Origin of the sequence: Aliidiomarina haloalkalitolerans (genome assembly GCF_003987315.1) — a bacterium.
GTDB lineage: Bacteria > Pseudomonadota > Gammaproteobacteria > Enterobacterales > Alteromonadaceae > Aliidiomarina > Aliidiomarina haloalkalitolerans.
The window spans coordinates 86,333-100,881 of record NZ_PIPI01000004.1 but is presented as its reverse complement, the minus strand read 5'-3'; the positions used below and the strand labels follow the sequence as shown (position 1 = coordinate 100,881).

At 49.5% G+C, this 14,549-nt stretch carries 9 protein-coding genes; 4 read left to right on the top strand and 5 right to left on the bottom strand.

Translation table 11 applies throughout. From position 1 onward, the window contains the following. Positions 1 to 7 precede the first annotated feature (7 nt). The 4 genes from CWE06_RS07275 to CWE06_RS07260 are packed head-to-tail and all read right to left on the bottom strand — an operon-like array spanning position 8 to position 6,363. Positions 8 to 1,642, bottom strand: coding sequence for a hypothetical protein (locus CWE06_RS07275; protein WP_126792652.1), 1,635 nt, complete (start codon positions 1,640 to 1,642; stop codon positions 8 to 10). Next, complete coding sequence (locus CWE06_RS07270; RefSeq protein ID WP_126792650.1) at positions 1,639 to 3,276, bottom strand: hypothetical protein; 1,638 nt, start codon at positions 3,274 to 3,276, stop codon at positions 1,639 to 1,641. Before CWE06_RS07270 ends, CWE06_RS07275 begins: the two co-directional genes overlap by 4 nt. Before the next feature lie 20 nt (positions 3,277 to 3,296). Continuing rightward, complete coding sequence (locus CWE06_RS07265; RefSeq protein ID WP_126792648.1) at positions 3,297 to 5,012, bottom strand: hypothetical protein; 1,716 nt, start codon at positions 5,010 to 5,012, stop codon at positions 3,297 to 3,299. After that, on the bottom strand, positions 4,942 to 6,363 hold the full coding sequence (locus CWE06_RS07260) for a M28 family metallopeptidase (RefSeq protein WP_420808525.1): 1,422 nt from the start codon (positions 6,361 to 6,363) through the stop codon (positions 4,942 to 4,944). Before CWE06_RS07260 ends, CWE06_RS07265 begins: the two co-directional genes overlap by 71 nt. 123 nt (positions 6,364 to 6,486) lie before the next feature. On the opposite strand from CWE06_RS07260, the gene CWE06_RS07255 reads away from it, so the two are divergent. The 4 genes from CWE06_RS07255 to CWE06_RS07240 all read left to right on the top strand — a co-directional run bounded on the left by CWE06_RS07255 (position 6,487) and on the right by CWE06_RS07240 (position 13,281). Beyond that, positions 6,487 to 8,067, top strand: coding sequence for an amidase family protein (locus CWE06_RS07255; RefSeq protein ID WP_241972509.1), 1,581 nt, complete (start codon positions 6,487 to 6,489; stop codon positions 8,065 to 8,067). A gap of 214 nt (positions 8,068 to 8,281) precedes the next feature. Further along, entirely contained in the window at positions 8,282 to 9,079 is a 798-nt protein-coding gene (gene dsrO, locus CWE06_RS07250) for a sulfate reduction electron transfer complex DsrMKJOP subunit DsrO (protein WP_126792644.1), read from the top strand. Continuing rightward, positions 9,060 to 10,205: an NrfD/PsrC family molybdoenzyme membrane anchor subunit gene (gene nrfD / locus CWE06_RS07245; RefSeq protein WP_126792642.1), complete on the top strand. Its 1,146-nt coding sequence runs from the start codon at positions 9,060 to 9,062 to the stop codon at positions 10,203 to 10,205. Before dsrO ends, nrfD begins: the two co-directional genes overlap by 20 nt. Further along, positions 10,198 to 13,281 carry a molybdopterin dinucleotide binding domain-containing protein gene (locus tag CWE06_RS07240; RefSeq protein ID WP_126792640.1) on the top strand — a complete coding sequence of 1,028 codons (3,084 nt, stop codon included), beginning with the start codon at positions 10,198 to 10,200 and terminating at the stop codon, positions 13,279 to 13,281. Before nrfD ends, CWE06_RS07240 begins: the two co-directional genes overlap by 8 nt. Positions 13,282 to 13,409: 128 nt before the next feature. Here CWE06_RS07240 and CWE06_RS07235 read toward each other — a convergent pair whose 3' ends face one another. Beyond that, positions 13,410 to 14,468 carry a porin gene (locus CWE06_RS07235; protein ID WP_157981153.1) on the bottom strand — a complete coding sequence of 353 codons (1,059 nt, stop codon included), beginning with the start codon at positions 14,466 to 14,468 and terminating at the stop codon, positions 13,410 to 13,412. Positions 14,469 to 14,549: the final 81 nt, after the last annotated feature.

Sequence of the window (14,549 nt, the reverse complement as noted above, 5' to 3'; positions counted from 1 at the left end):
AGCAGCATTAAGAATCCGTCGGCATATACCGTGACCAAAAGTCTTGCATCACAGCCCTTGCCTCTGCATTGGGCAACATACCGCTCGACAAATAACCATGGCCAATCGTGAGTAATCCCCAGACGGTCGACGACTCATTCAGGTTGTACTCACCTAGTTTCTGCAAAGCCTCGACAAAGCGCTCTTCAGCAACCAAGGCACCAAAGATAACCCGTATTTCAGTCATGCTAGGTTGAGTACCAACAAGACTAATGGCCTCGTCGACATAACCAGCATCGATAAAGTCTTGAATGACAACAAATGGTGAAACCCGCCATGAACTGAGCAGCTCATCAAGTTTAGTGGGGTCGTTAAACAACGCTTGCAAATGACGTTGGCCACGCTCTTCTTCCCCAAGCATCCCGTATGCATAGCCCAAAGCGTAATGGAACTCAGGTTCTGGAATTCGCACTTCGTCATCGTTGATCTTTGCGGCTATATCGATCAACTCGATGGCATGTTGCTCGAGGCCTTGGTCAAGCATCTCCGCACTAAACGCACATAAAACCTCAGTGAAATAGTCGGGGTTCTGCAAATAGCTGTAGGTTCGAGCGAGAACATCTCGTTTTACCTCGGCGAACGTGCTTTCGTCACCCAGAGTGGCAAAAGCTTTTAAAAACGGGATGGACAAACGGACGTTAATCAACTCAAGCCCTGAAAACGAAGCCAACTGACGGTATGCCCGTAACAACGCATCACGCGCCTCGTCAGCACGCTCAAGCCGCAACGCCTGCTGCACTAAATCATTAAAAGAAATTATATTCCGGTAAAAGGTAAACTGATCCTCATCATAAAGCGCGGAAAATGCCCTATCAAACCCATCGAGAACAAAGGTCACCGCTTGCGATTCTCGATTTGCGAGTAAGAGCACGGAAACCCACTCAGCTGTGAATCCAAGCAACTCAGTTTCCATCAACGATAATTCATCGAGTAGACGCTGAGCCGCATAGCGATCATCGCGTTGCAAATATCGCTCAATCAGGATCAAGCTGAAGCGGGCAATATAATACGGCTCGTCGATTTGCTCTAAATGCCGTTCTACGGCGAGGAGGTTATCTTGCTCAAGGTAGAACTCCACCAGCCGTGCCCGCGAATTATCATCAATGATATGGAGTTCAAATAAGTCCTCAACGTGGTCGCGCAATTGCTTCGTGCGTTCTGTGTTGGGTGTGAATTGACTGACACGCAGTAAACGAAGATAGAACGTCCACTCATTTTGCGCGAAATACGGCTGTAAGCGGCTGATGTCATCAAAAGCCGCAAGTAAATTGTCAACTTCACGGTCGACAATCTCAGGTGCCGTTTCACTATCAATCAATGCCGCGGCAAATTGTAAAAGAAACATCGGACTGTTCTGTCGAAAATCGCTTTCAGCGAAGATAGTTCGCGCCAGCGCATAGGGATGTAAACGCGGATCTTCAAGGGCTTCGCGCAGCGAGCGTCGCTCAGTTTCAGTTTCGATAAGACGAACTTCCGCTGCTGCTGTATCGTGTTTTTGTAGCACCTCAATATCGGCATTCGAGCCCATATCTGAGCACGCTGATAAAATTGAAATCAGCGTGGCGTATGCAAACAAGCGAGATGTCACCTTAACGCGGCTCACAACGCAGAACCTCCCGATTCCATCGGCATATAGCGAGACCAATGTTGGGCCATGAATTCGCGGGCTTCGGCGTTTGGCAGTTGTCCTTGTTTGAGATAACCGTGAGCCACTTGCAGTAACATGACAATATCAAAGACCGGATCGATGCGTTGCTGAGTAATCACTTCAAGCGCTTCAAGATAGCGTTCTCTGGTAATCAATGCGTCAAACACCATCCGCGAATTTGTGAAACTCGGCGACCGACCGATCAGCGCTTGTACTTCCTCAATGTAACCTGCGTCGAGTAGATGAGTGAGCAGGACATTTTGACCGATCTCTAAAGACGTCATGAGCTGCTCTAACAAGGTGAAATCGTTCAAGAGCGGTTGTAAATAGGTTGCGCCTTTCTGTTCGTCACCCAATACACCATACGAATAGCTCAACAGAAAATACAGGACTTCTGGGGCAACGCGTTGTTCTTTATCGTTAAAGAGTGCGACTTGATCAATAAATTCGAGGCCCGCAGACTCTAACTCAAGCTCCTGCATGATGTTACTGAAGCCAAAGACGATTTGGGCGAAATTCTCGCTAGTTTCCAATAGTGCATATAACCGAGCAAACAAGTCCCGTCTCGCTTCGGCAAAAAGAGCGTCGTCATCAAGTGCTTTAAAACCTTGTAAATAAGGTAATGCACCGCGAAGCAGGTACCAGTCACCCGGTGAGTTTTCCAGCCCATAGCGATACCCCTGCACCAATGCTTCGCGTGCTTCCGTTTCGCGTCCGAGTGCCTGCAGGTTTTTAATAATCGTGGTGAAATTGTGCGCATGCGTAAAGAACATGCGTGGCGTATCGGACGTGAGTGTAGCGAGAATAGCGTCGCGACGGTCGAGTAAAAATGCAATTGCTTGCTCGCGACGGTTCGCATCCAGCAGAACTTTAATCCAGTCATCAATGAAATAATCGACCCCTTCCAGATCGCGACTGAGTTGGTCGATCAACAACTGGGCAGCACGTTCTTGCTCATGTGCAACATAGCCCTTAATTAACGGTAAGCCGAGTATAAATCGACCGAACCGGTCTTCCACTCGGTCATAATGACGGCGAGCATCGTCAAGCTGACCTCGTTCGATGTAAAAATCAATCAACTCGCCACTCGCATTGAGATCAAACGTATTCACTTCGGCGTAGTTTTCAATCTGTAAACGCAATCGCTCGGTGCGTTCGTGGTTGGCTGTCTGTTGGCTGAATCGCAACATGCGGATATAAAACATCCACGGACTTTGCGCGTAAAACTCTTGCTGACGACTGATCTCATCGAACTCCTGAATGAGTTGGTTAAGCTCCTTTTCGACTAAGTCAGGAGCTACTTCAGCGTCAAGTAACGTGGCCGCGAATTGGAATAGAAATGTTGGCGCCTGCGCTTTTAGTTCACTTTGCTCAAACATGGCTCTTGCCAAGGCATACGGATGCAAACGCGGATCGTCAAGCGCTTCACGCAACGAACTGCGGGAAGTCGCCGCTGCCAGTTGTTCCATGTCGCTACGCAATTGTTCTTGCTGTAATACTTCAATATCCGCGTCCTGAGACAAGTCAGAGCAGGCAGGTGTCAAAGTTATAGACAGTATCGCAAGACTGATTGGTAGGATTTTTTTCATCGCAGGATTCCTTGCTAAAATTATTCGTCCATTGGCATGTAACGTTGCCAGTTCAGCGCCATCACTTCCCGTGCTTCTGCGTTGGGCAGTATTTCTTGTTCCAAATAGCCTTTGGCAACCATTAATAGGAAGAATGCTTCGTTTATTGCGTCCATATCGAGTATCGCGATTTGCTCTAATGCGTCAACAAAACGTTGATCAGCAGTTAGTTTTTCAATCAGCATGTATTGCAGCCAGAATGAGTTGGTAGCGCCAATATAATCTTTTATTTCGTCCACATATCCAGCCTCAAGCAAATATTCCACGGCCTTCATTGAACTCGACAAAGTGCTCTCAAATAGAGTTTGAAACCGATATGAATCGTTCAATAAAGGCTGCAGATAGTAGTCACTGCGCTCAGAGTGGCCTAGTGCGCCGTAAGCGTAACCGAGGGAAAATGCGAACTCTGCAGCTGGAATCCGTTCGTTGACATCGTTATAGCCAGCAACCACATCAAGAAACTCAAGGGCAAATTCTTCTATCTCAAGTGCTTGAGTATTAAAAACAAAATTCGCCATGAACGAATGAAAATCGTCCTCTTCGAGGTTCTGGTAAATACGATTGAAGACCCAGTTCTTTACTTCATTAAAGAGTACCGGCTCGCCGAGCGCTGCAAAACCCTTTATGTATGGAAGTGTCGCCTGTAATAAATACCAAGACTGAGGTTCATGTAAAAGTGAATAACGATAGCTTGTCAGCATTGCTTCTCGCGCTTCCTCGTGTCGACCTAACTCTTGCAACAGGGTCGTTCGTGTTAAAATCTCATTCGGTAACGAATAGAAGTAATGATCATCGGCGCCGCTGAGTTGTTCGAGAATCGCCTGTGTTGAATGTAAAACAAAATCAACCGCTTCTTCGCGGCGGTCTGCGCGAAGCAAAATAGCCACCCAATCTTTGATAAATTGCTGCAACCACTCCGGCTGCCGTGCTGTGTTATCAATTAACCGTTGTGCCTCATAGTAATCACCGCGTTCGAGGTGCGCATCAATCAACTCAAGCGAAAAGCTAGTGCGGGCGAAGCCCTCACCTAAACGCTCAAGGTGATACTCGGCGCGGGCAAGGTCGGCCCCTTCAAGGTAGTACTGCAGCAGCTCGATATTAGAGAACGACTCATTTCCCTCCGCTTCAATCAACGCTTCCACTTGCAAACGTAATTGCTCGGTACGCTCATGGTTCGCTGTTTTCGAGCTCATTGCGAGTAAGCGCATGTAAAAGATCGACGAGTACTCAGCAAGAAACTCGTTTTGACGACTAATTTCTTCAAATGACTGCAAGAGCTCTTCAATTAAATCGTCAATTAGGTCTGGCGCGGCTTTAGCATCGAGCAAAGTCGCGGAAAACTGCACTAAAAAGGCAGGCGTTTCAACACGAGCACCGCTTTGTTCAAAAACAGCGCGGGCTAATGCATACGGATGTAAGCGGGGATCTTCAAGAGCAGCTCGCAACGTATTGCGTGCAGTATCGGCTTCTAATCGTTGTAACTGTGAAATTTGCTCGGTTTGCTTATGCAATATTTCAATTTCTGCATTCGAATTCAAATCCGAACAGCCATTGAGTCCAACAAGTAATGGCAAAGCCAAGGCAGCACAACGCAATGCCTTGGCTTGAGGTTTAACACCAGAAAAATTATCGCAGGTCGAACGTGCCTGCTGCACCAGGGAAGACCACTGGGCTTTCAAAACCATCCTTGCTAACACTGGCAACTCCGAAGAAGTAATTGTCGATCACGACGTTCCGTAAAGTAAACTCAGTTACATTACCCACGTCGCGACTAAATTGCCAGTTCGGCGCATCGGTATAGCGCCAATAAATGCGGTAGCCAGCAACATTGTCTGCATCTTCCTCGCTGGCAGGCGCCCAACTAAGTGTCGTGTGAGGTTGTACTGCACCGCGAATTTCAACGTTACTCGGTGGCGCTGGTGCCCATGCCATGCTCGCTAGCGTCACTGCATTTAACGCCGTGAGTTTGGCGGCATAGTCGAAGTCGACATATTCAATAGTATCGCCGAAATGGCGTCCGTCTTCGTTGCGTAAGTCTTGATGCTGGCGGTCATAGTGCTCGTTGGTTTCCATAATACGTACACCCGGAAAGCCGACATCATTAAACGGACGATGATGCCCGCCACGACCAAATCGGTCTAAACGATAAACAACCATGACATCCAAATTCGGGATATAACGGTCAGCCATCCAAGATATATAACGAGCTAAGTTACGGCTAGGCGAGTCGACTTCACCACCAGTAAAACGGCGGCGGCGAGCATCTTCTTCAGTCTCGTTCATGCGCGTGCCTTCAGCAAACACCCGGGCGGTGGTATTGTCGATCACGCCATTAATTCCCGCGATGTTACCGATCATGTCGTTGTTTAATACCGCATGTAAGCGCCAGCCTTCCTCAAGTGCTTGTCGGGCCAAAATCTCACCACCAAACAAGCCTTGTTCTTCACCGGCAAGGGCAGCGTACACAATCGAGCCATTAAATTCATACTGGCTGAGAATTCGTGCTGCTTCTAAAGTCCCAGCAACACCAGAGGCGTTATCATTCGCACCCGGAGATTCTGAGGTATAGTCCATGACATCTGTGACACGCGAGTCAATGTCACCCGACATCAGAACATAACGTCCCGGGTCGGTCTTACCACGTTGAATAGCAACAACACTGACCACGTCTACAGGGTTGGGAATCCGCGGAGTTCCTTCAATAATATCACTGCTATAGTAAACTTCTAAGCAACCGCCGCAGGCTGCTGAAATACGTTGAAACTCATCATAAATCCAACGTCGGGCAGCACCAATACCATACGTTTCGGACTCGGTTTCCGACATAGTGTGACGGGTGCCAAAATCCACTAGAGTTTGGACATCACGGCGTAAGTTCTCAGGATTTGGCGCTACGGCGATATCATGGAGCTTCGTTTGATCTTTATAGCTAACCGCTTGGGCGTGAGCAGAGCTTGCGAATGCCGAGCCCAAAAGTAGTAGTCCCGTGGTGGCGAGTACAACAGGGTTAATCACTGACTTTTCAATGCATTTCATGGATTGCCTCATTGTCTTTCGTACAAATGATTCATTACTTGAATCGAAGTTGTCTAATTTTTCTGGCGAAATATGTCGCAAACTGGCAAAGTCACCATATAACAAAAAGAGTCCAAACCAATAGAGGAAAACCCTGTGTTTACGACCAAACTACGAATTTTTGCAGGTGTAACGCTGAGCGCCTCGCTATTTCTTGCTGCCTGTTCACCAGCACCTGAAGTTGTACAACCTGCTGACCCAGCATGGACAAACGCCGCCACAGCACAACAACAGTTAGAGTCCGGAGCTCTCACCAGTGTCGCTTTGGTGGAGCATTATCTTGCTGCGATTGCCGCGAACAATGCACAGGGATACGAAATTCGTGCGATTATCGATGTTAATCCAGAGGCACTAACGATCGCAGCTGAACGCGACCGCGAACGTGCAGCGGGTCAACTCCGAGGGCAATTGCATGGTTTGCCGGTCATCTTAAAGGCGAATATTGCGACCGCCGATAGCATGCCAACAACTGCTGGCGCGGAAGTCATGCAAGGCTTTACAACTGCAGTTGATGCTGAGCTCGTGCAACAATTGCGCGATGAAGGTGCCATTATTTTGGCCAAAGCCAACCTTTCTGAGTGGGCAAATTTTCGTGGTCAGAACTCTATTTCCGGGTGGTCTGGACTCGGTGGCCAAACTCGCAACCCGCATGTTTTAACCCACAATCCGTGTGGCTCAAGTTCAGGCTCTGGGGCGGCTGTTGCTGCCGACTTCGCGTTACTCGCAATCGGCACCGAAACGGACGGCTCAATTATGTGTCCGGCATCAATCAATGGTGTCGTCGGAATTAAGCCAACGCGAGGAACGGTTTCAGGGCACGGCATCATTCCAATTGCGTCGGCACAAGACATTGCTGGTCCTATGACCCGTTACGTCTACGACGCAGCTCTCTTACTTGATGCCATGATCACACCCGACGCTGCTGACCAATTCGGTGTGTCATTAGCACGCGCCAGTCAAGCGCCATACTCCGGCGAGCCGGTGGTATTAGTACGCGCTTGGGACGAACGTTTCACTGGCGTCAAAGAATTGACCGACCGCACCGCGAACTTGCTGCGCGCACAAGGTATCGAAGTCATTGAAGTGCCAGAGTGGCGTTTACCGCCAGAACTTGGTCAAGCCGAATTTGAAGTATTAATTTACGAGTTTCAACGGGATCTCAATGCCTGGCTTGCTGAATTCGGAGCTCCCGAACAAGCGCAAGATATGAACGCCATTATTGCCTATAACCAAGCGAACGCTGAGCGGACCTTAGCGCTGTTTGGTCAGGAGTATTTCGAAGCGGCTGCTGCGCTTGACTTAGCCGAAGCTGAAGCGAGCTATTTGCTTGCTTTGAGTACCGGTCGCGAACTTGCCGAAGCACACCTTGATCAATACCTGAAAGAGCTTGGCGTAGCCGCTATTATTATGCCGTCTTATGGGCCTGCATGGCCAATTCCACCCGGTGAAGGACCCGGCTATAGCTTTGGCACCTCAACAGCGGCGGCCGTTTCTGGTTACCCATCGATCACTGTGCCATCCGGTCGCGAAGATGTGCGCCCTATCGGCTTAAGCATAATCGGTTTACCATATAGTGAACCACAGCTGCTGAGCCTCGCCACCCTCATTGAAGACGTTGTCGGTGGCTTCCAACGCCCGCAGTTTTTACCTGAACTGCCATCAACCGACGCTGAATAACTTATTCATAGCGAGAGTGGGCCAATACCCCACTCTCGCTGACGATAACTCTGTCGTTTACTGGTTAAAAACCGAATTATTTTAGGAACTTAAACTTAACCGTTAGTGTATTAAATATTAATAAACGCTAATATACATGACCTCGATCAAAGTTCATTAAAGTCCCTTGATTTATAGTGGGTTTGTCATTTTCGCAACCCCTCTCGGAGGCAGTATGGACTTTGCCCGCCGCGCAATTCTTGGTCAAATTGCAAAGCTAACCGCTGGCGCTGCACTTGTGCCGCTTGCCAGCATCACCATGTCATCATCTGCGGTCGCTTCACCGATCAATAGTCAACCAGCGCGACGTGAAGGCGACGCGAGCAAGCGCTACGGCATGCTCATTGACCTGCGTCAGTGTATCGGCTGCCAAGCTTGCACAGTGTCTTGCCATATTGAGAACGAAGCGCCATTAGGCAACTTTCGCACCATTGTTTCTCAATACGAAGTCAGCAATGAAAGTACTGGCGATTTCGCTACCATGATGTTGCCGCGCTTATGTAACCAATGTGAGAACCCTCCATGTGTGCCTGTCTGTCCAGTGCAAGCCACATTTCAGCGCAAAGACGGCATCGTTGTCGTCGACAATGAAGCCTGTGTTGGCTGCGCTTATTGTGTTCAGGCGTGTCCATACGATGCTCGGTTCATAAATAAAAAGACGCAAACGGCCGACAAATGCACCTTCTGCGCACATCGTCTCGAAGCTAACTTACTGCCTGCTTGTGTCGAGTCATGTGTTGGCGGTGCCCGCATTATTGGTGATATGCGTGCCCCCAGCAGTCAAATTAGCAAAATGATTGCCCAACACCGCAGTGAGCTAATGGTTTTAAAACCAGAGCAAGGCACCCTACCGCAAGTTTATTACCTCGGTATGGATGAACGCTTCTTATCACGGCCTCAGGCCGAACCTGCCCTTTGGGATGTGCGTGATATGGACGGCAAGGAGATTGGTTATGAATTCCTCGATCATTGAAATCCTCACCCCGCGTTATGAATTAGCTTGGTACCCTTGGGCCGTGCAATATTTCTTTTTAATTGCAATTTCATACTCCGCGCTATTGCTCAGTTTACCGGGCACCATAGGTCGCGGCCAGTTGGCTCAACGCTGGCAGCCGATGGCTCGTCTGGCCTTATTAATCACGTTAACCTGCACCTTGGTCGCACCGGTTGCATTACTCGCGGACCTGCATCAACCCATGCGTTTTTGGCACTTCTACACCAACGCAACACCAACCTCATGGATGTCGATTGGCAGTATCTTGCTACCGCTCTACTTGATTAGTGTTTTGGCGTATGTTTGGCTTGCCTGGCGTCCCGCGCTCCAAAAAGCAAGAGCAGGCAGCGGCTTCCGCCCTAGTATAGCGAAAGTACTCAGTTTCGGAGATTGGCAAGCGAGTCGAGCTATCCTAACAACGGTCGCCTTGGTCGCCACACTTTTTGCCTTCGGCATTATGCTCTATACCGGTGCCGAAATTGCCATCATTAAAGCTCGACCATTGTGGCACACCAATTGGTTGCCGATCATGTTTGTCACTACCGGCATGGTCGCTGCTGCTGGCCTCGTTATACTGCTAAATCGTTGGATGTCACCAGAGCGAGAAGGTCGTGAGGACATCAACCGCCAAGGCCTTAAAGTTATCCTCATTGCGATGCTGATTTCAGCATTAGTGGCAACCGCCTGGTTCGTCAGTGGTTTTTCAGGCCACAGCGATTCTGTTGCCGCCGCACTTCAGTCGATTCAGGCAAATAGCGATTGGCGACTTAGCGCCATTTGGGCGCTAGTCGCTGGTGTGACCTTGTTCGTTTTAGCCGGCTTAGCACTCAAGGCCGGCAACCAAGCAAGGTCAGTATTGAACTGGGCTTGGATTGTCGGTCTGCTTGCCTTGCATGTGGGTTGGGCATTCCGTTGGATGGTTTTGATGGAAGTGCAAACCGTTGCCAAGAACACTGCCGGCTACTATCAACTGGTGGTCGAGCTCGGCTCTTATGGTCTCATGGGTATTATTGGAACGTTCGGCCTCTGGCTTGCCGCCCTGCTGCTCATCGATCTCTTTATTCCTTGGCAAGGTAAAGCTCAACTGGAGGCGCAACATGGATAAGAATCGTCGTAATTTTCTGAAAGGCGCAGCAGTCGTCGGTGGCACAACCGCCTTTGCCGCAGGCTATTCGGGACCGTTACAGAAAATTGGTAAGGGCGCCCTCACAGGCAGTGCCGGTACCAAAGCCAAAGACCGCATTCACGGTAACTCACTAGCACCTGAATACATAGTTGACCCAGCCTCAGGCAAAGTGCAATTGAACCCTGAACAACGTATCGCCTTTACTGTGTGTTACGGCTGTACCACCAAGTGTGGTGTACGGGTTCGCATTGATGACCGTGAAAACAAAGTTCTGCGAGTCTCAGGTAACCCTTATCATCCGCTTTCTGCTGACCAGCATCTGCCGGAAAAAACACCAGTGATGGAAGCTCTGCGCAACTTAAGTAACTTTCAAGATCAAGGCCAGCTCAACCGTTCAACTGCTTGTGCGCGTGGCAATGCCGCCATGGCGCAGTTAACCAGTGAACAACGCGTAACTGAATGCTTAAAGCGCGTTGGCCCGCGTGGCAGTCAACAATGGCAATCGATTCCATTCGAGCAATTGATTGAAGAAATTGTCGTCGGTGGCAATCTCTTTGGCGAAGGTGCTGTCGAAGGCCTGCAAGATATTTATGGCCAAGAACCACTCGACCCGCATAATCCGGAATACGGCCCTAAGTCAAATCAGTTGTTAGTGATGGAAGCCACTGATTATGGCCGCTCGGCTATTCTCCAACGCTTTACCATGAATGCTTTTGGTACACGTAACTACGGTCACCATGGTTCCTATTGTGGTCTGGCTTTCCGTATGGGTTCAGGCGCAATTTTTAATAACCTCCAAACCAATACGCACAGCAAGCCAGATTACAATAACGTACGTTTTGCCTTATTTGTCGGCACAGCACCGAGCCAAGCGGGTAACCCGTTTAAGCGCCAAGGTCGATTACTCGCTGAAGCGCGGGCAAAAGGCAAACTGGAGTATATGGTGATTGACCCGGCATTGAATGTCGCTGCTAATCATTCAAGTGGCGATCGTGCTCGCTGGGTACCGATTAAACCTGGAACGGATACCGCACTAGCAATGGGCTTAATTCGTTGGTTATTAGAAAACCACGGCTACAACCAAGCCTATTTGGAAATTCCCGGTAACTACGGTGCAAACCTAGCCGGTGAACGCGGCCATTCAAACGCTAGTCACTTAGTCATCGAGCAAGATGGGCATCCAAATCAAGGTAAGTTTCTACGCTTATCCGATCTTGGCCAAGCTAAAGCAGGCGACGACAATGATTATCCGGTAGTGATGGACGCTAACGGCGAATTAGTTAGCTCAGAGAGCGTCCGAGCTGCACAACTCTTTGTTGACCAGATTATCGAAACAGCCAACGGTTCCGTTCAGGTAAAAAGCAGTCTAACGAAACTGCGCGAACAAGCGACTGCCCATGATTACACTGTGTATGCCAAAGAAACTGGTATTCCGGTGGAAAAAATCAAGGCGATGGCAAAGCGTTTTGCCGAGCATGGTCGTCAGGCTGTGGTCGACACCCACGGCGGCATGATGTCGGCGACCGGCTTCTACGCTGCTTTTGGCCTGAACATGCTGAACGTGCTTGCTGGCAGTATCAATCAGCGTGGTGGTATGGCCGTCGGTGGCGGTGTCTTTAATGGCAATGGCACAGGGCCGCGTTATAACCTCAGTGATTTCCCTGGGAAAACTGGCCCACGTGGCTTATTCCTATCACGTTCACGCATGCCTTACGAAAACTCGTCAGAATATCGCCGCCGCGTTGAGGCCGGTGAAAATCCGTATCCTGCCAATGCGCCGTGGCGCCGTCTTGCACCGCCTTTATTAACTGAGCACCTGCTCTCTGGCCTCGAAGGTTATCCTTATCGAGCGAAAGCTTTAATCAGTTGTATGGCGAATCCGCTATACGGACAAGCAGGATTAACCAAGATCATCGCTGACAAGATTTCTGATCCAAAACGCTTAGGTCTCTTTGTTGCAGTTGATGGTTTTATTAACGAAACCAATCGTTACGCTGATTATATTGTTCCCGACTCGGTCATGTACGAAGTTTGGGGCTTCACCGGTGCTTGGCGCGGAACCTTAACGCAAATGACAACTGCCTGTTGGCCGGTTGTTGAGCCACGGCAGGTGAAAACGAAAGACGGTGACCCCGTTTGTCTTGAGTCATTCTTTATCAACGTGGCGAAACGGATGAAGCTTCCTGGCTTTGGTAAAGATGCACTCAGCGACGCCAATGGTAATCGTTACGACTTCGACCGCCCGGAAGATTACTATTTACGTGCCGCAGCGAATATTGCCTTTCAAGGGCAAGCGCTGCCAAAAGCAAGTGCCGAAGACATCATTGCTGGTGGCGTTGAGCCGCTCATGGACCGCATTACCACGATATTGAAAGCCGAGGAAGTCGGCCCCGTTGCTCACTTGTACTCACGTGGTGGCCGCTTCGAAGACGCGAGTGAAAGCTACCAAGGCGATAAAGTCAAACATGCTTGGACCCGACCACTGTGTGTTTATAACGAGGACGTCGGCACCACCATCGACAGTTATAACGGCCAACGCCACTGCGGTGTACCGTCTTTCCAGCAAGCGCGTTTCTGGGATGGCAGTTTAATGCGTGATCATTTCAGTGAACAAGACTGGCCACTCTTAGCGTTCTCGTTTAAGTCTAACCTGATGAACAGCTACTCAGTGGGTATGGAACGCTTGCGTATGCTCAAGCCCTACAATCCGGTACTGATGAATCGCAAGGATGCTGCGCGCTTTAACATCAAACATGGCGACACCATCGAAATTGAGAGCCCAGGTGGCAAAGTCATTGGTTTAGCGTTAGTCAGCGATAGTGTTGTGCCGGGCGCCTTAGGTATCGAGCATGGCTTTGGCCACACTGAACTTGGTGCTGCTGAGCATACCATCGACGGTAACAAGCAGATTGGCCATCAATGGCTCGGCGCCGGTATTAACCTCAATGACCTCGGCTTCCGAGATCCAACCCGCAAACAAGCAGCAACTTGGTTGGAAAATGTATCCGGCGCCTCAATTCGGCAGGGATTACCGATACGAGTCCGGGCAATCTAGATAGCGCAACAACTATGAATAAGGCCAGCTATAACGCTGGCCTTCTTTTTGTCTCTTATAACGCCGTCTCAGTTGCATAAAAAAGGCCAGCTTAAGCTGGCCAACTGAGGAAGAAAAGGATTTAACGCTCATAAGTTGTGGCGGTAGCCCCAAGTTAGGCGTAGACCAATACCGACGGCGTTCTCGCCCCCAGTGATGTCGCGCTCAGTACGCCGAAAACCGGCATGCACAGCAACGTTCCGGTTAAAACGCTGAGCAACGCCTAAGGCGTAATATTCACCGTCGTTATTTTGGATGCCGTCGTCCATAAACTGGCCATAGCTTGCCGACCAATTGCGTTGACCGTCGTTATAAGTACCACTCAAAAACAAGAACTCGCCATTCTCGAGCCCTTCGTCACGGAACTCATACTCTACCGCAAAGGTAAATTGTTGATAACGCGTCCGCGCGCCCACTTTCGTTCCTTGTCGTTTACCTGCTCCGCGGTTTCCAGCGTCAATATGGGCGATCGCTAATTCAACATTTTCATGAATTGGGAAATTGATCGAGCCAGAGAATGTACTGTCGCGTTCAACACCCTGCGGTGCCGGTTGGCCATCGTTATTGGAGTAAAACGCTCGATAAGTCACACCATTTCGAACCAGTGTGTAATCAACCGCATCATCAATGTAAGCGCCAGCGCCTAACGGACCACCTGATTTACCCATGTTTGTGCGTGCTTGCAAGAACGTGGCAACAAAGGGGTCCCATTGTAAAGTATTCAATTTATACGGGGACTCCAGTCGACCCGCTCGCACCATGCCGAGGTCACCCGCTATACCGACATAGCTCTCCCGATACTTAGCACGGCCATCTTTTAAGCCGTCCATATCGTAGTTCCAACCATGGCGCGCAAAAACACGAACACCGTTGTCGAATTTGTGTTCACCGTGCAAAAACACAGCACTCCAGTTGTGGTTATTATTAACGCCGTTACCCCAAGAATCGGTAATGTACCAGTTGTCCTTACCGCGAGCTTCGGCAGCGCTGCCGTCAACACCCACCAGTTCGGTTTGCACCCGGGCCGTGACTTCAAAAAATGTACTCGACTGCTCTTCTTCATCGGCTACAGCGGTATGAATCGCGCCAGCAAGCAACGATACGGCGAATAACGGGGCGACAAATTGTGCGGTTCTTAGCTGACTCATAGCGAGCTCCTCTGCTTTACTCATTCAATTTAAATAAGTATAAGCAAATTCTAATTTATTGAGTTGATCTAAATCATAGCA